Annotated in this window: 19 protein-coding genes; 6 read left to right on the top strand and 13 right to left on the bottom strand. The window is 44.8% G+C overall.

The features are described from left to right. From rfbG to AC0IYH_RS11030, 6 genes are all read left to right on the top strand, one after another. Nucleotides 1-1086 (top strand): CDP-glucose 4,6-dehydratase, encoded by a 1086-nt coding sequence (gene rfbG / locus AC0IYH_RS11055; protein ID WP_471834312.1) that lies wholly within the window; start codon nt 1-3, stop codon nt 1084-1086. A 24-nt stretch (nt 1087-1110) separates the two neighbouring features. Further along, a complete protein-coding gene (gene rfbH, locus AC0IYH_RS11050) occupies nt 1111-2424 on the top strand; it encodes a lipopolysaccharide biosynthesis protein RfbH (RefSeq protein WP_471834310.1) in 1314 nt (437 codons plus the stop codon). A gap of 3 nt (nt 2425-2427) precedes the next feature. Further along, nucleotides 2428-4137: a thiamine pyrophosphate-binding protein gene (locus AC0IYH_RS11045; RefSeq protein WP_471834308.1), complete on the top strand. Its 1710-nt coding sequence runs from the start codon at nt 2428-2430 to the stop codon at nt 4135-4137. Nucleotides 4138-4232: 95 nt separating this feature from the next. Continuing rightward, nucleotides 4233-5300 carry an NAD-dependent epimerase/dehydratase family protein gene (locus AC0IYH_RS11040; protein WP_471834306.1) on the top strand — a complete coding sequence of 356 codons (1068 nt, stop codon included), beginning with the start codon at nt 4233-4235 and terminating at the stop codon, nt 5298-5300. A gap of 249 nt (nt 5301-5549) precedes the next feature. Then, on the top strand, nt 5550-6869 hold the full coding sequence (locus AC0IYH_RS11035) for a hypothetical protein (protein WP_471834304.1): 1320 nt from the start codon (nt 5550-5552) through the stop codon (nt 6867-6869). Continuing rightward, nucleotides 6866-7837 (top strand): glycosyltransferase family 2 protein, encoded by a 972-nt coding sequence (locus tag AC0IYH_RS11030; protein ID WP_471834302.1) that lies wholly within the window; start codon nt 6866-6868, stop codon nt 7835-7837. Before AC0IYH_RS11035 ends, AC0IYH_RS11030 begins: the two co-directional genes overlap by 4 nt. Nucleotides 7838-8759: 922 nt before the next feature. Here the strand turns inward: AC0IYH_RS11030 and AC0IYH_RS11025 are convergent. The 13 genes from AC0IYH_RS11025 to rpsA form a co-directional block, all read right to left on the bottom strand. Beyond that, nucleotides 8760-10754, bottom strand: coding sequence for a polysaccharide biosynthesis protein (locus AC0IYH_RS11025; protein ID WP_471834300.1), 1995 nt, complete (start codon nt 10752-10754; stop codon nt 8760-8762). Between the two features lie 86 nt (nt 10755-10840). Continuing rightward, nucleotides 10841-11854, bottom strand: coding sequence for an MraY family glycosyltransferase (locus AC0IYH_RS11020; RefSeq protein ID WP_471834298.1), 1014 nt, complete (start codon nt 11852-11854; stop codon nt 10841-10843). A gap of 100 nt (nt 11855-11954) precedes the next feature. Continuing rightward, the gene (locus AC0IYH_RS11015; RefSeq protein WP_471834297.1) at nt 11955-13112 is read right to left on the bottom strand and encodes a glycosyltransferase family 4 protein; all 1158 of its coding nucleotides are present in this window, start codon (nt 13110-13112) and stop codon (nt 11955-11957) included. Nucleotides 13113-13200: 88 nt separating this feature from the next. Further along, nucleotides 13201-14136, bottom strand: coding sequence for an NAD-dependent epimerase/dehydratase family protein (locus tag AC0IYH_RS11010; protein WP_471834295.1), 936 nt, complete (start codon nt 14134-14136; stop codon nt 13201-13203). Between the two features lie 66 nt (nt 14137-14202). Continuing rightward, nucleotides 14203-15198 carry an EpsG family protein gene (locus AC0IYH_RS11005; protein WP_471834426.1) on the bottom strand — a complete coding sequence of 332 codons (996 nt, stop codon included), beginning with the start codon at nt 15196-15198 and terminating at the stop codon, nt 14203-14205. A 41-nt stretch (nt 15199-15239) separates the two neighbouring features. Beyond that, nucleotides 15240-16082 carry a glycosyltransferase family 2 protein gene (locus AC0IYH_RS11000; RefSeq protein ID WP_471834293.1) on the bottom strand — a complete coding sequence of 281 codons (843 nt, stop codon included), beginning with the start codon at nt 16080-16082 and terminating at the stop codon, nt 15240-15242. 105 nt (nt 16083-16187) lie between these two features. Then, nucleotides 16188-17195, bottom strand: coding sequence for a polysaccharide biosynthesis protein (locus AC0IYH_RS10995; RefSeq protein ID WP_471834292.1), 1008 nt, complete (start codon nt 17193-17195; stop codon nt 16188-16190). Between the two features lie 27 nt (nt 17196-17222). Beyond that, nucleotides 17223-18080 carry a dTDP-4-dehydrorhamnose reductase family protein gene (locus tag AC0IYH_RS10990; RefSeq protein WP_471834291.1) on the bottom strand — a complete coding sequence of 286 codons (858 nt, stop codon included), beginning with the start codon at nt 18078-18080 and terminating at the stop codon, nt 17223-17225. A 234-nt stretch (nt 18081-18314) separates the two neighbouring features. Continuing rightward, nucleotides 18315-18764, bottom strand: coding sequence for a hypothetical protein (locus AC0IYH_RS10985; RefSeq protein ID WP_471834289.1), 450 nt, complete (start codon nt 18762-18764; stop codon nt 18315-18317). Between the two features lie 27 nt (nt 18765-18791). Next, complete coding sequence (locus AC0IYH_RS10980; protein WP_471834288.1) at nt 18792-19988, bottom strand: glycosyltransferase family 2 protein; 1197 nt, start codon at nt 19986-19988, stop codon at nt 18792-18794. An 801-nt stretch (nt 19989-20789) separates the two neighbouring features. After that, nucleotides 20790-21086 carry an integration host factor subunit beta gene (gene ihfB, locus AC0IYH_RS10975; protein ID WP_141605831.1) on the bottom strand — a complete coding sequence of 99 codons (297 nt, stop codon included), beginning with the start codon at nt 21084-21086 and terminating at the stop codon, nt 20790-20792. Nucleotides 21087-21196: 110 nt separating this feature from the next. Continuing rightward, nucleotides 21197-21481 carry a hypothetical protein gene (locus AC0IYH_RS10970; protein WP_122773019.1) on the bottom strand — a complete coding sequence of 95 codons (285 nt, stop codon included), beginning with the start codon at nt 21479-21481 and terminating at the stop codon, nt 21197-21199. 159 nt (nt 21482-21640) lie between these two features. Then, nucleotides 21641-23326 carry a 30S ribosomal protein S1 gene (gene rpsA, locus AC0IYH_RS10965; RefSeq protein ID WP_016975322.1) on the bottom strand — a complete coding sequence of 562 codons (1686 nt, stop codon included), beginning with the start codon at nt 23324-23326 and terminating at the stop codon, nt 21641-21643. Nucleotides 23327-23414: the final 88 nt, after the last annotated feature.

Here is a 23414-nt window from a genome sequence, read left to right as displayed (position 1 = left end):
ATGAAGTCGACGGTTTCTCCAGCCTTCTGGCAAGGCAAAAAAGTCTTCCTGACCGGCCACACAGGGTTCAAGGGCAGTTGGCTGTCCCTGTGGTTGAGCAGCATGGGCGCGCAGGTGAAGGGGTTTGCCTTGGCACCACCCACTCACCCTGCCCTATTTATCGAGGCCGCAGTGGCCACGGGCATGGAGTCGGAGCAGGGCGATATCCGTGATCTGGCAGCCATTACCCGGAGCATGACGCGCTTCAACCCCGATGTGCTGATTCATATGGCGGCACAACCATTGGTCCGGTTGTCCTACCGCGAACCGGTCGAGACCTATGCCACCAATGTAATGGGCACCCTGCATGTGCTTGAAGCCGCCCGGCAATGCTCCAGCCTGCGGGCGATCGTCAACGTCACCACGGACAAATGCTACGAAAACCGCGAATGGGAATGGGGTTACCGTGAAGACGAACCCATGGGCGGCCATGACCCGTACAGCAACAGCAAAGGCTGTGTGGAACTGATCACCAGCGCCTACCGCAATTCTTTTTTCAACGATCCGCAAGGTGCCGCCCTGGCATCCGGTCGGGCCGGCAACGTGATTGGCGGCGGCGATTGGGCGGAGGATCGTCTGATCCCTGATATTCTCCGTGCCTTCGAGCAAGGCCAACCCGTCACAGTTCGCAACCCGAAATCTACACGGCCCTGGCAACACGTACTGGAGCCTCTCAGCGGTTACTTGGTATTGGCCGAGCACCTCTGGACCCACGGGCATCGTTTTGCGCAGGGCTGGAATTTTGGCCCCAAGGACGAGGATGCACGCCCGGTGGAGTGGATACTCGATCACATGGTCCATACTTGGGGGGCAGGCGCGCACTGGCAACTGGATCAAGCCCAACAGCCGCATGAAGCCAACTACCTCAAGCTGGATATTTCCAAAGCCAGGGCCCACTTGCACTGGACACCCAGTTGGAACCTTGAAACCACGCTCGCGCAGATTGTTACCTGGCATCGAGCCTGGTTGAGGGGCAGCGACATGCAGGTCCATTGCCTGGAAGAAATCAACGCCTACATGCTCGCCATGCATGCCAGCAGCAACTAACTCTATTTTTTAGCAGGATTTTTCATGACACCCGATATGCTCCGCCAGGAAATCAGCAAGCTCGTCGAGCAATACGCCAATGTCGCATTGGCGAGCAAGCCGTTCGTGGCCGGCGAAACCGTGATCCCGCCTTCCGGCAAGGTGATTGGTGCGCGTGAGTTACAACTGATGGTCGAGGCCTCCCTGGATGGCTGGCTGACCACTGGTCGCTTCAACGCCGAGTTCGAGAAGAAGCTGGCGGAATTCATCGGTGTCAAATTCCTGCTGTCGGTCAACTCCGGATCTTCCGCCAACCTGGTTGCCTTCAGCACCCTGACGTCTCCCAAGTTGGGGGAGCGGGCGATCAAGAAGGGCGATGAAGTGATTGGTGTCGCCGCAGGCTTCCCGACCACCGTCAACCCGATCGTTCAATTTGGTGCGGTGCCCGTGTTCGTCGATGTCGACATGGCCACTCACAACATCAATGCCGACCTGATCGAAGCCGCAATCACGCCGAAAACCAAGGCAATCATGCTGGCTCATACCCTGGGCAACCCGTTTAACCTGGGCAAGGTCAAGGCATTGTGCGAAAAGTACAACCTGTGGCTGGTCGAAGACTGCTGTGATGCCCTCGGTGCGACCTATGATGGCAAGCTGGTAGGCACTTTTGGCGATATCGCCACCCTGAGTTTCTACCCAGCCCACCACATCACTATGGGTGAAGGTGGCGCAGTGTTCACCAACAATCCGATGCTCAAAGTGATTGCCGAGTCCTTCCGCGACTGGGGCCGCGATTGCTACTGCGCACCGGGTTGCGACAACACCTGTGGCGACCGTTTTGGCCAGCAATATGGCAGCCTGCCCCAAGGCTACGACCACAAGTACGTATATGCACACTTGGGCTACAACCTGAAAATCACCGACATGCAGGCCGCCTGTGGCCTGGCCCAACTCGAACGCGCCCAGGACTTTATCGATACACGCAAGCGCAACTTCGTTTTGCTCAAGGAGCGGCTGTCCAGCCTGTCCGAGTTCCTCGAAATCGCCGAGGCCACCCCCAACAGCGATCCTTCGTGGTTCGGCTTCCCGGTAACACTCAAGGAAAGCAGCGGCGTCAACCGTGTCGACCTGCTCAAGTACCTCGATCAACACAAGATCGGCACTCGCCTGCTGTTCGCCGGCAACCTGACACGCCAGCCCTACTTCCAGAACCTGGAATACCGTGTCGTCGGCGAACTGACCAATACCGACCGCACCATGAACCAGACTTTCTGGCTCGGCGTACAGCCATCGTTGGGGCAGGAGCACTTCGATTTTGTCGGTGAGAAGCTGGAAGAATTCTTTGGGATTGGGTTCTAAACAATGAAAGCATCGGATGCCGTGGCGCTGGTTCTTGCTCAGAACAAGGTTCTGTATGGTTACGAACTGATCGGCGGAATGATCACGCACCTGGTTGACAGCATCAATCAGTTGGGCAAGACGAAGCTAGTCTCGGTTCATCATGAGCAAGGGGCGGCGTTCGCTGCCGCAGCCGTTGCTCGTGCAACACACCACGACATACTTGGAGTCGCATTAGGTACGAGCGGCCCAGGCGCTACTAACCTAATAACCGGAATCGCTGATTGCTGGCTTGATAGCCACCCCTGCCTGTTCCTTACTGGTCAGGTAAATACATACGAACTAAAAGGTGACCGAAACATTCGGCAACAGGGCTTTCAGGAACTTGACAGCGTAGCACTGGTTTCTAGCATCACCAAGTATGCGTACCAGGTCACGCACATCGACGAGTTGCTCCCATGTTTGCAAAAGGCCCTCGACATGGCTCGTGAAGGACGTCCTGGTCCGGTCCTTCTTGATATCCCGATGGATATCCAGCGAGCCGATATTGATGATGCGGCAGTCCAGGCTATATTGGAACGGCGCTTCGAACGGGTGGAGCTAGAGATATGTGCCTCTGATACTGATGCTATTAGTAAGCGGTTAAAGATGGCCCTGCAGCCATTGGTATTGCTGGGCGGCGGAGCAGTCAATACCTGCAACTTTCCACAATGGCTAAAGCAACTTGAAACTTCAGGCATTCCGTATATTTCGAGTTTGAAGGGAGCCGAAAAGATTCCGTCTCATGCGAACTATTTGGGTATGCTCGGTGCATATGGCACTCGCGCCGCAAACAATGCTGTGCAAAACTGCGATTTACTGATAGTGCTAGGTAGCCGCTTGGACGTGAGACAAACAGGCGCAAAACCAGAAGACTTCGCACGTAAAGCCGAAATCATTCAGATAGATATAATGGACGGACAACTGAATAACCGCGTTCACGCTCACTTATCTTACAATATGGATTTGAACACTTTTTTTTCCAGCTTCCCTCTTTCTAAAGTAGAGAAAAATAGTGCATGGCCCCAGTGGGCTGCTAAGCTACGAGTGAATTTACAACAGAGTTTCGTCGATGAGTATACTGACTGGTCAGTAAGCCCCTTCATCATTTGCTCTATCCTTTCCAATCTCACTGAAGGTTACGCTGTCGATTATATAGCTGACGTAGGCAATAATCAGATGTGGGCCGCGCATACACTACGGCTAGCCTCAGGGCAATCCATGCACCATTCTGGAGGCCTGGGGACCATGGGTTTTGCGATACCAGCCTCAATCGGTGCTTGCAACGCGACTAACAAACCCATAATCGTCATTACGGGGGACGGCGGTGCCCAGTTAAATATCCAAGAGCTGGATATCATCGCGCGAGACCAACTACCTATTCTTGTAATTGTATTGAACAATCAATCACTAGGAATGGTACGAGGTTTCCAAGAGATGTACTTCGAAGGGCGAAACTCCTCGACCTACTGGAACGGCTACACCTCTCAATTCACTGCCATTGGCAATGCTTATGGGATTGAATCCACGATGATCGATGACCATGAAGCTTTTGCTATGCACATTTCGAAATTTCTCAAATCACCCAAACCGACTTTAATCGAAATGATGATGCCAGATGCACGCGAATGTAGGCCTCGATTAGAGTTTGGACGCTCAATTGATGAGCAACTGCCGACAAAAACTTTTATTTAACCAAACCTTCTTTAAACGTACAATTGACATTCAGACCAATAAAAACGCAGAGATTAAATTCATAAACTATCAAAGTAAAAAAGAGTAGTACCCTTATGCAAACAACATATCGAAACACAATTATTGCAAATGACCTTGCAACAATTACAACACAATACGGCATTTCTTGGGACCGACTCAAAGATAAAACCATACTTATAACGGGAGCATCAGGATTCCTTGCCGCCTACATGGTAGAAACACTTTTATATCTCAATGAGACCAGAGCACTTAATACTAAAATTCTTGCTATGGTGCGAAATCGTAAACGCTTTGAGAAAAAATTTTCGCACGCCATAAATAGAAGTGACCTAATCTGTATTGAACAAGACATCAACGAGTCTTTAATATGCGAGTTTTACCCAAACTACATTATCCACGCAGCTAGTCAGGCTAGTCCGAAATACTACTCCACCGACCCCATTGGAACTTTAAGCGCAAATACGATTGGGACTGCCGCACTTTTAAAGCTGGCTGCACTGAGTAAATCTGAAGGTTTTCTATTTTTCAGCAGCGCTGAAGTATATGGACAAACTAAAATTGTACCAACGTCAGAAATAGATCTCGGCTTTCTAAATCCTTTATCAATTAGGTCTTGCTATGCTGAAAGTAAGCGCATGGGTGAAAACATGTGCGCCAGTTGGCATCACCAGTCCGGCGTCCCAACTACAATCGTTAGACCATTTCACACTTATGGCCCAAGCATGTTGTTAGACGATGGAAGAGTGTACGCTGACTTCGTCGAAAACATTCTCAACAACCAGCCAATCACTATAAAAGGGGATGGTCTAGCACAGCGCGCTTTTTGTTATGTCGCTGATGCAGTAGCGGGCTTCTGGATCGTTTTACTCAACGGAGCTCATGGGCAAGCCTATAATATTGGGAATCCTTCAGAAGAGACGAGTATTAAAGAGCTGGCTCACACCCTAGCAGAACTTTACCCAGAAAAAAATATAAATATAATAGTGAGCACACGCAAAACCAATAGTACTTATCTAGAAAGTCCAATCATAAGAAGCTGCCCAGATATAAGCAAGGCTAAAGGCCTAGGATGGAATCCAAAAACCTCAATAAGAGAAGGATTCAAAAAAACTATCGAAAGTTACTCTTACGCAATTCGATGAGATTCTAACTCCATACCCAAAAACTCAGTCATCAAATAAAGCATATTCGACGCAATGATATATCCGATTTAAAAACCCAATTTATAAAAATCTTTATTAAACTGAAAAAAATATTTCCAAGCTTCAACAAGTTAAAGCTCATAGAAAGAGCGAAAAATGGTTGTAGTTTATAAAAAATCGCTTTAGTGATATAACTCCTAAACGGCGAAGAATACCAGTATCCAACTTCATCAAGACGTGCGGCCAGCTATGAAAATAAAATATCTCAGAACGCTCGTTAGCTATGACGCCAGGCAGTCCGCGCTAAATCAACTCTGGAGGTTGTTCTCCGGCCCCCTACTTCTAATTTTAGTTCCAATATACCTATCTACTGAAGCACAAGGATATTGGTATACGTTCATTAGTTTAGCTGCCCTAGCTGTATTTGCCGACATGGGCTTTTCTTCGGTACTACTTTTATTTGCATCGCATGAGTTCGCACATCTTAAGTTTAACTCAGATAAGACACTAGCAGGAGAATACGAATACTTAGTAAGACTTGCTACATTAGGAAAATTCGCCGCAAAATGGTCCTGCACAATGGCGGTAGTGGCTTTCCCCATAGTATTGTCGGTGGGATATCTTTTTCTTGCCAATCGAGAATCAGACATAAATTGGCAGCTACCATGGTTACTGTACGGAGTTGCCTCAGTAATGGTTTTTCTTAATAGTATGGCATTGTCGTTTATTGAAGGATGCGACAGTGTGGGCGATGTGCAAAAAATTCGCTTTTATATCAGCTTTACGACAGGGATAGTGACTGCACTTCTATTACTTAACGGCGATAGTCTTTACGCATTAGCGCTAGCACTTCTATTCGGTGCACTTACCGGTTCAGCTCTAGTGTATTTTCGCTACAAACGCATGATAATACAGCTATATAAACTTACAAAAAATAGCGACCATTCTTGGTCATCAGAAATATTTCCATTAATATGGAGATTCTCGATAAGCTGGATTAGCGGGTATTTCATTTTATCTGTATTTACGCCATTGACTTTCCATTTTTACGGCCCCGTAAACGCTGGACAGGTAGGATTCTCGATGGCAATCTGCGTCGCTATGTTTAGTATTTCAAACATCTGGATATCCATTATCACGCCTAGGATAAATATGTATGCAGCACAAAACAAAAAAGACGAATTAGACAAAGTTTTTAAAAAGGGAATACTATTAGCTATAACAACTTATATTCTAGGCATCACTACATTAGCGATAGCACTATGGATTATTAGCGGGCATCCACTTCTTGAAAACCGCACGACAACAACATTTAGCATATCAATATTGAGCATTGGCTGGTTAATACAGCTTATAATAAACGCGCTAGCTATATACATGAGAGCATACAAGAAAGAGAAACTAGTCCTGGTTTCAGTATTTAATGGCGCATACGTAACTATAACAACCCTTATAATAGCAACACATTTTTCCTTTGACTATATATTCATAGGATTTACGAGTGCATACTTGTTAGTCTTACCATGGGTTTATACTATATTCAAGAAGTTCCAAAGGTCCTTACCATGACTCTCGGCCACAATCCCATTCTATCCATTGCGATACCTACTTATAATCGCTCAGACTTCCTTGAGTATTCATTAGAAACTCACATCCCTCTTCTGCAAAAATATAATATCCAAATATTTATCTCAGATAACGCTTCGAGCGATGACACTTTAAAAGTTATAGAAAAATGGAAGAAGGTGTACCCACACCTTCATTACCAACGAAATCTATCGAATCTAGGACCCGACGAGAATTTTAAAAGCGTTTTACAGATGTCAAACACTGAGTACACTTGGCTGCTAGGGGACACTTCAGAAATCCATATTTTAAATCTTGAAAAAATCTTGGGTCTTATTTCCGGAAATGAAAAATATGACGCCATATTAGTTAATTTAATTAACAAATCTCAACAACCAAGCTTAGTCTACCAAGAAAGAAACTCACTTCTAAAAGAACTTGCAGGAATAATGAGCTGCATGAGCTGCTTGATATATCATAAGTCGTTAATTTCAAGTGCTGACTTCTCAAGATACAGCAACTCCTGGTATATACAAACAGGAATTATTCTAGAGAGAATCTCAAGGATACCTTTCAAGATTCGATGGATTCAAGAAATTTCCATTACACCCATAAAAGATCAAAAGCTAAAGAAAGTTGGCTGGGCTGATACGGATAAGATATTTAAAGTTGGCATAGAGGGATGGATAAATTTTATCTTTTCACTTCCCATCAGCTATTCGCTTAGCAGTAAACTGATTGCTTGCAAGGGCTTTGGTGATGCGTCAGGCGCATTCACCATCAAAGGTATGATTCTTTTGAGATCAGCAGGACTTTTAAACTATAAGGTCTATAAGTACTATCGCGAGACTATGAGGCTCTCAATATCATATCCATGCTGGATCGTGATGATAATTTCGCTCATTCCACAACGCCCGCTTAAATATCTAATTACTGTTTACATGAAAGCCTCCCGTCATGAGAAATTCTAGGCTTTATGAAGGGAATACTGTACACAATTAACCGAACAAATAGAAATTCCTTCCGCCGAGCAATTTTTTTGAGTTTGTGATAACACATAAATATTTTGCGATTCTCCTTAGACCAGTCAATTCACAACGAAATATAAACGCTCCAAACATCATACATGCAGTGAATTCGCCCTCATATCGGATGCTATAAGCTTTGTTCTTTAAGCAGACAGTAACCATGATGCATACTAGAGCCAAAGTGAAATGTCTATTTGAGCCCATGTCTGTCGGCTTGCTACAATCCGTTCGCGGCCCCGTCAGGCTCATCTAAGGCCACTGGTAAAAAAATACGTTGAAGAAGAAAATGGGTCTCCGCCACTAAGGCGTAGCAACCATGGCTTTTAACAGTGCATCCCCGATGCATTCACGACCGTCACAGACACGCTGCCGAGGAGCGTCTGAAGGCGCTGCTTGAATGACCGATGCAGTGGCTTATGAACAAAAATCGGAGATCGCAGAATACTATGAAAACTAATGGCAAACCTTACGCTCGCTATGTTAGCGATCGCAAACTCTAAAGACGCTATGATTGGAAATGCTTTGGTCCAGATAACAATCAATTACATGAATATGCTTTGATAGTAATTCGATAAACAAGGACAAATAATTTTATTTAGACTTAAAGGGGTAGAGCGAAGACAGCAGATAACCAATAATACAGCGGGGTTAGATCGGAATATTTATTCCGATCAATACCAAGTTTTGAAGACACAAACATCCGGTAGTAGGGGGGGCCGTGAAAAGCTTACTATATGCCAGCTAAGTAAGCTATGAGCATTACTGCAGAGCCAATATAAAAAGGACAGAAACAGTGCAGCCTAAAAACCCCTCCCATACCTATATTAGCGCTTAGTCTAAATAGCTAGGTTAATATTGCCAAGCCCTACGGCTCGAGCCGGGACTGCAGATAGAATAAATCCACAATTTCACTATCAGGAGAATAACCACTCACAGTGCTACGAAGTAACTGACGCACTCGGACGTAATCCTCATCTCTTAGCGCAGAAAGTAGCTCTATGAGTTTAACTTTCAACTCGTCCCAAGTTAAATAGTCTTCATTAGCACACATGATCATAGTATGTTGTGTCGCTGCAACGTTATCACCGATCAAAAGTTCCTCGTAAAGTTTTTCGCCTGGACGCAGGCCAGTGAACTCGATAGAAATATCGCCTTGTGGATTCTTTTCAGACCGAACGCTCAGACCAGATAGATGAATCATCTTCTCCGCTAACTCCACAATACGAACAGGTTGGCCCATATCCAATACAAATACATCCCCCCCGACCCCCATCGAACCTGCCTGAATAACTAGTTGAGCCGCTTCTGGAATAGTCATGAAGTATCGCGTGATTTTCGGATGAGTAACAGTTAAAGGTCCACCATTTTTTATTTGTGAATGAAATAAAGGAATAACAGACCCAGAAGATCCAAGTACATTCCCAAAGCGCACCATTGTGAAGCGAGTTTTATTTACATGTGAAATATTGGAATCGCAATTAAATAAAACAGGAGCAACTTCGCGACTGAGCGCTTGCAAAACCAACTCGGCTATTCGCTTAGTACTCCCCATTACGTTAGTTGGCCGAACTGCCTTATCTGTTGAAATCAGAACAAAATTAGCCACACCAGCTTGAATAGCTGCTTGAGCCGCATATAATGTGCCAATAACATTATTTAGCACGCCCTCAGAAATATTGTGCTCGACCATGGGAACATGTTTGTATGCAGCAGCATGATAAACGGTGTCTACTTTCCAACTTTTCATCACATCTAACAACTTTGACTCATTTCGAACCGAACCCAAAATTGGCAGTACTGTAACAGGTAAGGATTCACGATCAATTCGCCGCTCTAACTCTGAAAGGACACTATATAAATTAAACTCACTATGTTCGAATAGAAGCAACTTTGCAGGTCGTAATGCGAGTATCTGCCGGCAAAGTTCAGAGCCTATAGATCCTCCTGCGCCTGTTACTAAAACGATCTGATCAGTGATACATCTCTCAAGCAACTCATTTTGAGGGGGCACAGAGTCGCGGCCTAATAAGTCTGCTATGTCGACTTCCTGAATATCATCAACCTTGACTCGGCCACTGGCTAAGTCCATAAATCCGGGGACACTTCTTACGTGAAGAGGAAATCCCTCTAAAAAACCAAGTATTTCGCGACGTCGACCACGATTAGAAGAAGGTATAGCCAGCAATATTTCTTGGGCGCCTGTTACTTCAATCATTCTTTGAATATGTTTAGGCTTATAAACTTGAAGCCCTGAGATCACTCGATCTGAGATACTTGGATCATCATCAATAAACGCAACTGGGCGCATTACACGGCCCACTCGCAAAGCGGCCACCAGTTGATTCCCTGCTGCGCCAGCGCCGTAAATTGCAACTCTTGGAAGTAGGTTTTCACGGTTGGTGAAAGGTATTTGCTGGCCGGCGGTAAACCAATCACCAAGAAAGAATTGGCGCATTGCTAGGCGCAGCCCGCCGATAAGAATTAAGCTAAGCCACCAGTAATTAAATATAATTGAGCGCGGCACGACATTCTGATGACTACCGTACCAGTAGACAATTACTCCCAAAACCAACGAGGATAAGCTTACAGCTTTTATAATAGCAATTAATGCATCATTACCGAAATAACGCATTACCGCACGATATAAACCGAATTTTGTGAACATCGGAATTGCTACAATCGGAGCAGTCAGGAAGAGCCATTGATGCTGAAGAACCGGATTAGCTATATCCTCAATGCCCAGCCTCACGATAAACGCTGCCCATAGAGCGCTCCATGTAAGAACAATATCTGTTCCCACCTGGATTAATCTTTTTTGCCGACGTGGAAGGCCTAGCAAAAAACCTCTGATCCTATCCATAACTTCCTCAGCCGCTCCAGTGTCCGAGCAATAAAATAATACAAATCATGTGCTAAATTTACATGATGGGGACATCACAAACAAGACTAGCGTATCTCACTCTTCCCAGCATTAAAATAGAACGCTAGAAAAATCAAAGGTATATAGGCTATTACTAATGCCATAGCACCATCCATCAGAGATAGCGCAACAGATAGCGATACTGGCAGCAGCCAGAAAATGTTTATAACACATACTCCTAAACTTACAGGCAAGTGCTTGCCCATACGCCTGGACGCAAACTGATAGGCATGACTTCTGTGTGCTTCATGCACCTTCGCTCCCCGGAAAAACCGACGACATAAGGTAACTGTCGCATCTACGATAAACACGCCTAACAAAATGAGCCAACACCACAAAAACTTGGGAGAATGCCAGGCCGCCTGCAGCGACAGCAAAGCAAGTAAAATCCCAAGAAAACTACTGCCAGCGTCACCCATAAATATCTTCGCAGGAGGGAAATTCCAAAATAAAAACCCTATTACAGCCATTGCCAAAGATAAAGGTAACACTATTAGATCATGTACTCCAACTAGTAGATATACAATGCACATACCAAGACATACACAGATAGCCTCCAAACTCGCGAGCCCATCAATTCCATCCATAAAATTATAAAGATTCAACATCCAAACTAAATAAAGAACTGCTAATAAATTCCCAACAGCGCCCAGTTTAACTTCAACTCCGAAAAGCTCAAAATTTGGTAGCCCGCCAACCCAGAAAAGCCCCCAGATTGCTGCCAGAAAATGCCCCAACAATCTCCAGCGAGCGGGTAAGTTGTTTTTATCGTCCATAAAGCCAATGGTTGCGACGAACAAGCCAACTAGCGAAAAACTGATAAAATGAGTAAAAGGAATTATACGAACAAGGTAAGTATAGATGAGCAAAATTATAAATGTGATGACTATCGCTACGCCACCTCCTCGCGGGGTTGGCACATAATGGGAACTACGTTCATTCGGAACATCTAAAATATTCTTCTTGAGCGCATAACTACGAAAAAATGCAGTTAATAAAAAAGCAACTAGAAAATTCAAAAGATAAATCCAATAGTCCATTTTCAGCCTTCGCCCCCAAAATATAGAAAGTCAGTGTCACGTTTATCCCTCCCCGCAGAACCGTTTTAGACCACTACATGTACGTCAGAACTCCGTGCAATCAACGATAAAACCTCTCGTATTCATTTAACATCAAGTTAGATATCCTCGCAGAGTCGAACTCCTCAACAGCTCTTACGTTCGCCCTTTTTCCCATCTCCTGCAGCAAGGCAATATCATCCAGTAGTATAACTAGCGCTCGACCTAAAGCATTTGCATCCCGAGGAGGCACTAGCAAGCCGGTAACCCCATCAACCACAGCGTCCGATAGGCCATAAATTGACGTGCCGACCGTAGGAATTCCCATAGCAGCAGCTTCAATTACAACCGTGCCAAACCCTTCTCGATAGCTAGGCAAACACAAGACGTCAGCTAACGCCATGAACTTTTCCGGTTCATTAGTAAACCCGACTTGATGAACTCTCGCCCAAGCACGGTCGTTGGCGAAAGCATCAATAACCCCACAACCTTTCTCTTCAACTGGACCAACCAGCAGTAGATGAATGAGGTCGTCCGCAGCAGCAACTTTTATGAAAGCGTCCATTAGCTCCTGAATACCCTTTTCCGGCGTGATTCGCCCGACAAAAAGAATCACCTTTCCGTTCAGTGGTATCCCTAAAGTACTCCTCAACTCAGAAACAAATTCACTAGGATATCTAGCCTTGTTGAATCTAGTGAGATCTACTCCAGCCAATGACCCCTGCCCTAGCACCGAAATACTTTCTTTTTTTATGATACTATTTTCGAGAAGAAAGTTTTTTTGAGTTGGACTGTCGGCATAACAATGTGTGTTAAGGGTACCAATAACCCTATCACAAATCTTTAAAATATTTTTTTTCACACCGGACATTGTTGCCCAGGGCTGCCCAGTGAATGTATGAAGTCTTATAGGCACACCTGCAGCATAAGACGCTATGGCACAAAGAAGGCCAGCCTTGGGAGTGGTAGAGTGCACAACATCAAATTTCCGCGATCTAAATACACGGAACAGCCTAATAAGGCTGACAATATCGCTACCCAAACTAATATTCCGCGATATATTGACGGAAATATAGTTAGCCCTTTCTATCTTGTTCATTTGCCCAGGAAAATCTTCTGCGCTGGTGATGACTGTAACCGTCATACCGCGAGATGCGAAAAAATCAATTTGTGATTTAAGTTGAGTAAGCATAAAAAAGGGAACTGTGGACACTCGAGCAATATTAAGTTTTTTATGCATTTCAGCCCCTAAACATATAAATTAAATACCACAACAAAAACGATAGCGATTGTATTAATACACCTTAGTATTTAATATTTTACCCTTACTAAAATATTTCTCGGATTGCTGCAGAAACGACGTTCTTGGGAGAAAACCCCAACACACTTTGAATCTTATTCGTAGGATACCTTGTACGTCGAACCAACGCATCTATGCGCTTCTGTGTAACCGGCAATTTAAATAACCTCGCTACAACTGCGAGCCCGATCCTGACCGGGCGCTCGGGTAGCGTCAACCTAGGAGCCGGCACCCCAAGTGCTTCTGCTATGCCTGCAATCAACTCTTTCAACGTACAATCATTAGATACATTGAAGATATGCCCTTTTGCGCGGGAATCTGACGCGCACAGATAAAGTGCTGAAACAACATCATTAACATGTATGTATGTAGCGATCGAAGGAGAAAAACCTACAAAAAAGAAAACTCTCTTTTTTACTATACGACCGAGTTGACGCAATGACTCATTCGTCATATCACGGCCAAACACGTTAGAAGGCCTCAAAATCGTGTAAGAAAATCCCGAGATTTCATCACAAGCCATAATAATAGCGTCTGCTATAGTTTTGGTGACTTCATAAGTACCCGAAGGATTTGTTGGAGTTTCTTCAGTCACAACTCTAGATTGTTTTGAGCTCCCATAAGCGCCGACGCTACTTAATTGAACCCAGTGAATTTCCTTCCCTGTACGGCAAAAACATGCAGCTGCCTTAAGCAAATTTTCCGTGGCCTGTACATGCAACGCATGCATAAGAGAATCATCTCTAGTTTCTCCAGCGCAATTAACAACAATATTACAGCCGTATAACAACGCCTTAAAATCAAAGTCCTTACTGGTTAAATCACCAATTATAATTTCTACTGACTCTTTAGAACCTTTTAAATTTGAGCGCGTTAAAGCACGAACTTGGACACGATGATAAACCAACTTTTCGACTAAAGCTTTCCCTATGAAACCGTTCGCACCTAGTACCAAAATCTTCATATCTGCTCCATCGCGCTACAGATTAGTCTTTGTTTTCCAAAAAATAAAAAATAACAATTTTTTAAATTACCAGCCATTTAAGTAATAAGGTAAAAATGGGGATGGCCCTATACCCTCCTCATACAAGAAATTTCTATAACTCATCCCTGCTGCAATTAAACCAGCAATGAAAAATGATAGCTTTGCTAACTTTCCTAGTTCTAACCCTCGATTGCTGAACGCGGTTAATACGCACAAAGGAAATGAAAATGATAAAAGATCTAAGAATCGAAGACCTGCATAGGAAAACATTGATATTAACCAAAATACTAACATAGACCCTACGCCCAAAAATAATAGCTTAGCTTTATCTGCAGTAGGCAAATTTGATACGAGAACGCCAAAAAAAATGACCAGCAACGCCAGCATCTTTCCTACTCCAGAGAAGGAGTTAGGAGAGTCAAAGTCCTGATAAGAGACAAACTTATGAAAAAAATAGTCTTCATTAGCATAAAAAAAAACTAATACTAAGAGCATTGCAATTGGAACTATGAGAATATTAGAAGCTTTGACCCAATTGACCTTAGACGCCCAGATCAGAATCAACGAGACCAAAGCAGAATAATGAAACGTTAGAGATGTCGCCGCCAGAGTATATCCAGAAATGGTTTTAATCCGCCTAAATTGCTGGGTAGCCAATAAGAGCAACATAGACGCAAAGCCAACCCTCAAGCCATTCATCGAATATTGATATATGAATGCTGGCAAAATATACGAAGCCAACAAGAATTTTTCATTTTTATCTGATCGATGTAAATAAAAAAATAATGCACAAAAAACTAAACACCCAATTAATCGGACCGTGAGTGGTGCACTATTAGTAACTTGTAAAAGCAGCCAACTAACAAAAACAAATCCCGGCTCCATTCCCGCCAAGGAGAAGCCATCCGATAGTCTCTCCATTATTATTTCATACGCATAAGTATCCGTTCCAACGAGGCCACGAAAAAACGACATTATAAGGATAAAAAACAATGAGCAATATATGAAAAAGGACGTCCTACACCCTGACAGTGAAGTCATAACGAGCGCAATAGCGAGAAGGAACCAACCGACCAAGTAAATCATGACGATACTTTAGCAAACTTAATCCGTATCGTTCTACGGCCATAGCGCATTAAAGACCAGGCCTTCAAAAACAATGCAACAACCATATTTACGCTCCCATTTTTATGCAAAACATCGTAGACCCTAAGTTCCCCACTCTCCATATTCCAGAGTTCACCGCTTAATCCAGCATGCCCATACAGCGGTTTATAACAAAACGTTAAAGGCACATTTACTGAACAACAAACATGTCCTGCGCACACTACCTTACACCAAAGTTCATAATCTTCACAGAATCGTTTACCCGTAGTAAATCTGTACTGCACATCACGCCTTATTAAAACGGAAGGGGTAGAAAATCTATTAGAGAGTAACAATCGAAATTTTGAAATTTCAGAAAATACAACTTCACTCATGTTGTAACTTTTCTTCACGGCGTCTAAAGCTTCACTGATCACCGCGCCCATTTGCCCTGTAAGAGCGACATCGGGATTTTGCTCCATCCAAAAAAATTGAATTTCAATTTTCTGAGGATGCCAACTATCATCGGAATCTAGAAACGCGACATACCGTTGATTTGAAGCATTCCAACCTTCATTCCTGGCTGTACCTGGCCCTGAATTTACGCTCAGGGAAACAACCTTAATCCAGCCCTCTGAATATTCTTTTGCTAGAAAATTCAAATATTCCAATGTACCATCATTGCTCGCATCTTCAACCAAGATAATTTCAGCAGGGCGTAAAGTTTGATTGTACACGGACTCGATCGAACGTTTTATTGTATTCTTGCAGCAATAACACGGGATCACTACACTAACATCCGCGAAGCCTGATAACTTTATCAGTGCTTTACTATCCATCATTGCCGTACCATATCAATTTCCAACCGAATTAGGAGCTACATATAATTTAAATAGCTGTAGCGCAAACAAAAATCAACCGTCGCACTTACAATATATAATAAATCAACTTAATTGATCTTTGATATACCTTAAGGTCAAAAGTAATTTTTTTATACCTTCCACATCTAGCAGTTCAGTATTGTGAGAAGTGTAATCGTCAATTATATTTGCTTCGGGGTGCCCTTCGACAATAAATTTGTCGTAATTGAGATCTCTATTATCCGCAGGAATTCGGTAATATTGGTCCATCTCTTTTGCTTTAGCCATCTCCTCCCGTGAAACCAAAGTTTCGTATAACTTCTCCCCATGGCGAGTACCAATAATTTTGACAGGAACATCGCTACAAAATAGATCTTGCAAGGCAACTGTTAGATCGCCAATAGTACTCGCCGGCGCTTTTTGAACGAATATATCACCTTGCTCACCGTGTTCAAATGCGTGGAGTACTAGGTCCACAGAATCCTCTAAACTCATCAAAAAACGGGTCATGTTAGGATCAGTGACCGTGAGCGGAACACCTGCTTTAATTTTTTCAACAAAAAGAGGTATAACTGAACCTCTCGAGGCCATCACATTGCCATAGCGAGTCGCGCAGAAAACTGGCCCACCCTCTCGAACAGATCTAGACTTAGCGATTAATATCTTCTCACCCAACGCCTTAGATATCCCCATAGCGTTAATTGGGTAAACGGCTTTATCTGTACTAAGCAGTACAACCCGTTTGACGTTATTATCAATAGCAGCATTTAAAACATTTTCTGTACCCAGCACATTAGTTTTAACTGCCTCCATAGGAAAAAACTCACACGACGGTACTTGCTTTAGTGCTGCCGCATGGAATACATAATCAACACCCACCATCGCCTGCTTTAGGCTTGAGCAGTCACGAACATCACCTAGATGAAATTTCACTTTGTCGTTTGAAAGTGCAATACGCATGTCTTCTTGCTTTTTTTCATCGCGACTGAATACTCTAATTTCCTTTACATTCGTATCCAAAAATCGCTTAAGGACAGTATTACCGAATGAGCCAGTTCCGCCTGTGATCATCAAAACTTTATTATCAAACATTTTTTTCACCCAACTTAAATTCTTTTTTCACAACGATGCCCTCATTTTAGCGACCAACAGGTCCCATGAGGGAGGCTCATAGCCCATTATAGATCGAAATTTACTCGAGTCTAGAGAGCGGTCAATGATTACTGAGTCATCTAGAACCAACGAAATCTCTTTCTGATATTGCTTAGCTATCAACTGCAGCAGCGAATACTTGTCAATGGGCGTCGCAGACACATGATATAATCCGTACACGTCGGTCTTTGGCAACACGTAATCCTTTATTACGCTCGCTAACTCGACAGTAGGCAAACCCGAAAATATAGCTTTAGAATAACCCTTCGCTGTGCTCTTTTGAGATAAAAACCAGTCGACAAGGGAGTTTTTTGAGTTTAACTCATGACCTATAATAGACGTTCTTAATGTGATTGCATTGGGTGAGTCAACAACTTCACCGATGAATTTAGATTTCCCGTAAAGATCTTCTGCGTCAGATAAATCCGATTCAATATAATTTCCTTTGCGCCCAGAAAAAACACAATCTGTACTTATCTGAACCAAGCGGCAGCCGGACAGCTGACAAAGTTTTAACAACCGATGAGGTAGCAATGAGTTGAGCGGGATGGTTACAAGCGGATCTTTTGAGGAAGAGAATTGCTTGATCAATCCTACACAGTTAATCACTACATCCGGCTTAACCTTTATGAACAGGTTCAGTAGTTGCTCTGCATCCAATACATCTACACTGGTAATAATATTCGGATGCTGCAAATCGTCAAAATATTTCAGGCCGCCTGCATTTCGCAAGGTGCCCATCACAAAGTAGCGCTCATCTCGGTTGAGCACGTTGAATACGGAGCTCCCTAACATACCTGTAATACCCAACACTAAAACTTTCATATATCCGCCCACATTATTGTGAATTACACAAATGCATTAACTATTTGAAAACCAAAAAAACTTTCAAAACAAATACCTCACCAACAAACACCACGACAACGCCGATTAACTCCAAAACCAACCAACGCCTAGCAATTCACAATTGCACTAACAGACAATTTCACTAAATAAAAACCATCTCTACTGCCATTATAAAGAATGCAATACTCAACAGAAGCTCATGATTGATTATCTTCATGCAACCAAACCGCCGGCCGACAAATTAAAATGATCAACACATATTAAAGACTCGACAACTTCACTTTCGGGGATTGAGCCGATGCGCAACCAACAGTTCACCAGCATTTTCGAACTGGCGCTCAATACAGATTCAATTATTGCTTCCAACAGTACAAAGAACATAAAATAGTTCAACGCCATAGAACCCGAGAAGGTCTTATAGCGTACAGAAGTCAACGACTCCTTGGCCTTGCTACAGGCACGTTTTTTAACTAAACTACGAGTTATCCCTCCTTCGAAGACCACCGCCACCCTCAGAGTGGTATTAAAAAACCCAACTAAACCAACCGCCTCGGCCTCACGCAGTTTAGTGATCCAAGGTGATACAATACTCGCCAATGCGTATACGAGCCGACCAGCTAGGTTAGCTAACAACAAAAATCTAATACTACTTTTATTCAACACAATGGTATCATTCGCATTTTATTGATTCTATTCCGTCACTACCCATGATGATATAGGTTGCTTAGTTAGGTGCTGCCCCAGATAATCATCAAGCTTCTTTCGTGCCAAAAACACATCACTAGCAGTACCTATGATGTATGCACCGTTACTTGGTCCTGGGTGCAATATCCTTTTGAATTTAGCCGCCGCAAACCGCGTAGCAACGATCACAAGCTCTTTAAGTACATTTAGCGCAGCTACATTTCCAACTGTATTCTTCTTAGCGCTGCGCCACGCCCTTATTGTCTCTTGAAAGTAATCAGGATGATGAAAAAGACATAGCGCATAGAGTCTAGCAAAATTAAATCCCGTAATAGATCTATGCCATACGAGGGTTTCCCAAGCTGCATGTCCCCACACCGTTTCCACGCTGAAGAAATTTGGAATACTTTCTGGCCAGTTCAAATTCTTAAAGGGTGTCAGATGCGGATCGTCCTTCAGATTACCTTTATGTTTACCAGTAGCACTTCGACCGCTGTTGCTGTTACCACCACCGCCTGGCATGGTGAAAGGAAAGTCTAGCAAGTGATATTTCCCACCTAGAAGACTCAAACCTACTGACGCGGACATGTCAGGGCTAGCACCGTGAAGCAATAGACCATCATTACGTACTATCTGATTTAACAGTTGGCGCCGTACTAATCCATGGTAAAGCTTGGGCATACCATCAGTTCCCTGACAAGCCCCGCGTAGTGCCAAATTTAACCGTTCATTCAGGTCAAATTCTGACAGACCGCAACCGAATTCAGATATATATATTTTCCCTGCGTGCGCGGCACCATAATTTTTTGTTCTAAAATCAGGCCAGTAATATGCTGCTCTTGCAATGGGTGTCAGCATTTCAATATTATTTTCTTTGGCAAACCGCGACACTTCAACAATATAGCTAGAAACTGTATCATCATCCCCGATTAAACATACGTACTCCCCTTCGGCGAGACGAATTGCTCTTTCATGATTTTCGGTCATTGACAGTCGCTCTTGCCAATGTACATAAAGCAATCTTGGATGAGGATTTTGCTTAATCCAAGCCGCCAATTGACAATCATCATTACTAGTATCGTGCACAACGACTTGAATTTCTTCGGAACTTATATCGAGCAGGCTCTGTACGCAAGCAATTGCGTATCCTGATCGATTATGGGTGGCCACTACTATTGAAACTATATATCTATCACTATCCATAACACATCCAAACCGGATAATAAGCGTCGAATTTAATTAATTAACAAGTTAAATTGCAGAAAAACTACGACTTATATAAATCAGCATAATATCTGTATTGTATGTCATTGCCATGGGCCTTTTCTGTTTCAGAAAATCGAAACGATAGCGTAATTTCAGGATCGCCAGTCTATTTATACGATAGAAATACGTCAGTCACCTAGGTCCAACTGATCACCCAAGCCTAACGAGCGTCCAAGAAATTAATACTATCTCAGTGAGCTTGAACTTTCCAATGAGGCAGGGCCTAGAAGCGATCAGGAGCTCGAGAACGCAGCATTCAACACAATCACGCTGACAGTGGTGGGAATGGGCGCGGGGTTGATCACACTCATCATCCAACGATTATTCCATTTAGGCTTTAGGAGCTGAGCCTGCAATGAGCTCATTAAGGATACCGTCGCCCGCTAAAACTGATGGTTGATATGCGCCGTACGCTGGACGTAAAGCAATCACTCAGGGAGAGGCTTTCGGGTAGGCGTTTACTAGCAGGAAAAGCTCACCCTACCGATTTGTTTTTGACCGGAATCCGATCGTTCTACTAATCAAAATCGTAATAGGCGCGACAGCCATGCCAAAAATTAGCGCCCCGGTAAAAAACAAAGATACTGGCAGCGGGGCTGTCACCCAACCAAGAAAAGAAAGAGTGACGTTTTGCTGGTTTTCAAGCACAAAAATTATGACGAACACTGACACTATCAGCACCATCAGAACCAGTGCGATACGACTAATAGTCTGCATAAATCCTCCCCAGAAACCCAGTCACATATCACCTTCCTCATCCTCATTCACCCGATCCCGCAACTCCTTCCCCGGCTTGAAATGAGGCACAAACTTCCCATCCAGACTCACCGACTGCCCAGTCTTAGGATTCCGCCCTACCCGCGGCGCGCGATAGTGCAGCGAAAAACTCCCAAACCCACGAATCTCAATCCGATCACCTGTCGCCAGGCACTGGGACATTTGTTCGAGCATGGTCTTGATGGCCAGCTCAACATCCTTGGATGAGAGCAGCCCTTGATGGGTGACAATTCGTTCGATCAACTCCGACTTCGTCATATTTTTCCCTTCTTTTTCAAGCAGCTAGGAAAAGCGCTTCGAAGGTTTTAGCATGACTTGATGAATTTGAACAGCCCACGCTGCAACATATCTGCAGGTGTTTTGCACGCTCAATTACAGATCACCAGCATGGTGCGGGTGACTGCGCCGGCAGGGTTCCAGCCGAACAGGTAGTCACCCTCTTCGTCCTTGGCGTCGCTGGAACGGGTGATGACCTTGTAGCCTTGCATCTTGCACTCTCGGGCGGCGCGCTGTTCGCACTTGTCCCATTTGTTGCCAAGGCCCGAGCAGTCGACCTCGATGCCGCTGACGCCACGCCTGGCGTGGGTCTTGGCGCTGGTGACGGAGCAGCCTGCAAGCATTACCACTGCGAATAAGACGATAAGCCTGTTCATTCAGATCCTTATTGAAGCAACTACGCTGAAACAGCGTTTATCAACACTATAGTCAGTTCTGACAGCGAGCTGCGCGCCTTGGTTCTCAGCGCCTGATTCGACGAATTTCAGGCACAAAAAAGGGCGACCGAAGTCGCCCTTTTTACAGCCTTACAGAACTTAGTTCTGCTTAGCCATTGCTTCGCGCAGCAGGGAGGCCATCGTGGTCTCGCCTTGTGCAGCTTCCGGAGCCGATTTCAGGCTCTGGATTGCTTCTTTCTCTTCAACTTCGTCTTTCGACTTGATGGAGAGTTGGATTACGCGGCTCTTGCGGTCAACGCTGATGATCTTGGCTTCTACTTCCTGGCCTTCTTTCAGAACGTTGCGCGCGTCTTCAACGCGGTCACGGCTGATTTCGGAGGCTTTCAGAGTCGCTTCGATATCGTCGGCCAGAACGATGATGGCGCCTTTGGCGTCAACTTCTTTCACAGTGCCTTTAACGATGGCGCCTTTGTCGTTCTCTTGAACGTACTCGGAGAACGGATCGCTTTCCAGTTGCTTGATACCCAGGGAGATACGCTCGCGCTCTGGGTCAACCGACAGGATAACGGTGTCCAGCTCGTCGCCCTTCTTGAAACGACGAACAGCTTCTTCGCCAACTTCGTTCCAGGAGATGTCGGACAGGTGAACCAGGCCGTCGATGCCGCCGTCCAGACCAATGAAGATACCGAAATCGGTGATCGACTTGATGGTGCCGGAGATTTTATCGCCCTTGTTGAACTGGCCAGAGAAATCTTCCCATGGGTTAGATTTGCACTGCTTGATGCCCAGGGAGATACGACGACGCTCTTCGTCGATGTCCAGAACCATAACTTCCACTTCGTCGCCGACTTGTACGACTTTCGAAGGGTGGATGTTTTTGTTGGTCCAGTCCATTTCGGAAACGTGTACCAGGCCTTCCACGCCTTCTTCCAGCTCTGCGAAGCAGCCGTAGTCGGTCAGGTTGGTAACACGCGCGGTTACGCGAGTGCTTTCTGGGTAACGAGCCTTGATAGCAACCCATGGATCTTCGCCCAGCTGCTTCAAGCCCAGGGAAACGCGGTTACGCTCACGATCGTACTTCAGAACCTTGACATCGATCTCGTCGCCAACGTTGACGATTTCGGAAGGATGCTTGATACGCTTCCAAGCCATGTCGGTAATGTGCAGCAGGCCATCGACGCCACCCAGATCGACGAATGCGCCGTAATCGGTGAGGTTCTTGACGATACCTTTGACTTGTTGGCCTTCCTGCAGGGATTCCAGCAGAGCTTCACGCTCGGCGGAGTTCTCTGCTTCCAGGACGCTGCGACGGGAAACGACAACGTTGTTGCGTTTCTGGTCGAGTTTGATGACCTTGAATTCGAGTTCTTTGCCTTCCAGGTGCGTGGTGTCGCGCACAGGACGAACGTCGACCAAAGAACCTGGCAGGAACGCACGGATGCCGTTAACGTCGACAGTGAAGCCGCCTTTAACCTTACCGTTGATAACGCCCTTGACCACTTCTTCAGCTGCGAAGGCTGCTTCGAGAACAATCCAGCATTCAGCGCGCTTGGCTTTTTCACGGGACAGCTTGGTTTCACCGAAACCGTCTTCAACCGAGTCCAGAGCAACGTGAACTTCGTCACCGACATTGATAGTCAGGTCACCAGCATCGTTGTAGAACTGTTCCAGCGGGATCAGAGCTTCAGACTTCAGACCAGCGTGAACGGTTACCCAGCGAGCTTGGTAATCGATATCAACGATAACACCGGTGATGATGGAGCCTGCCTGAAGGTTCAGGGTTTTTAGGCTTTCTTCAAAGAGTTCCGCAAAGCTTTCGCTCATTTTAATTCCTGTTGATAAGGGCGAAGAATACGCCCATCTCCACACCCCAGACGGTATGGGTCAGTTTCAGTTAAAAGAAGCCACCGCA

The organism is Pseudomonas sp. AC463, assembly GCF_979253585.1.
This window is presented reverse-complemented; position numbering and strand designations above follow the sequence as displayed.

Coding starts and splice junctions, on each gene's coding strand:
- rfbG (WP_471834312.1), top strand. CDS start 1: ATGAAGTCGACGGTTTCTCCAGCCTTCTGGCAAGGCAAAAAAGTCTTC.
- rfbH (WP_471834310.1), top strand. CDS start 1,111: ATGACACCCGATATGCTCCGCCAGGAAATCAGCAAGCTCGTCGAGCAA.
- AC0IYH_RS11045 (WP_471834308.1), top strand. CDS start 2,428: ATGAAAGCATCGGATGCCGTGGCGCTGGTTCTTGCTCAGAACAAGGTT.
- AC0IYH_RS11040 (WP_471834306.1), top strand. CDS start 4,233: ATGCAAACAACATATCGAAACACAATTATTGCAAATGACCTTGCAACA.
- AC0IYH_RS11035 (WP_471834304.1), top strand. CDS start 5,550: ATGAAAATAAAATATCTCAGAACGCTCGTTAGCTATGACGCCAGGCAG.
- AC0IYH_RS11030 (WP_471834302.1), top strand. CDS start 6,866: ATGACTCTCGGCCACAATCCCATTCTATCCATTGCGATACCTACTTAT.
- AC0IYH_RS11025 (WP_471834300.1), bottom strand. CDS start 10,754: ATGGATAGGATCAGAGGTTTTTTGCTAGGCCTTCCACGTCGGCAAAAA.
- AC0IYH_RS11020 (WP_471834298.1), bottom strand. CDS start 11,854: ATGGACTATTGGATTTATCTTTTGAATTTTCTAGTTGCTTTTTTATTA.
- AC0IYH_RS11015 (WP_471834297.1), bottom strand. CDS start 13,112: ATGCATAAAAAACTTAATATTGCTCGAGTGTCCACAGTTCCCTTTTTT.
- AC0IYH_RS11010 (WP_471834295.1), bottom strand. CDS start 14,136: ATGAAGATTTTGGTACTAGGTGCGAACGGTTTCATAGGGAAAGCTTTA.
- AC0IYH_RS11005 (WP_471834426.1), bottom strand. CDS start 15,198: ATGACTTCACTGTCAGGGTGTAGGACGTCCTTTTTCATATATTGCTCA.
- AC0IYH_RS11000 (WP_471834293.1), bottom strand. CDS start 16,082: ATGGATAGTAAAGCACTGATAAAGTTATCAGGCTTCGCGGATGTTAGT.
- AC0IYH_RS10995 (WP_471834292.1), bottom strand. CDS start 17,195: ATGTTTGATAATAAAGTTTTGATGATCACAGGCGGAACTGGCTCATTC.
- AC0IYH_RS10990 (WP_471834291.1), bottom strand. CDS start 18,080: ATGAAAGTTTTAGTGTTGGGTATTACAGGTATGTTAGGGAGCTCCGTA.
- AC0IYH_RS10980 (WP_471834288.1), bottom strand. CDS start 19,988: ATGGATAGTGATAGATATATAGTTTCAATAGTAGTGGCCACCCATAAT.
- ihfB (WP_141605831.1), bottom strand. CDS start 21,086: ATGACGAAGTCGGAGTTGATCGAACGAATTGTCACCCATCAAGGGCTG.
- AC0IYH_RS10970 (WP_122773019.1), bottom strand. CDS start 21,481: ATGAACAGGCTTATCGTCTTATTCGCAGTGGTAATGCTTGCAGGCTGC.
- rpsA (WP_016975322.1), bottom strand. CDS start 23,326: ATGAGCGAAAGCTTTGCGGAACTCTTTGAAGAAAGCCTAAAAACCCTG.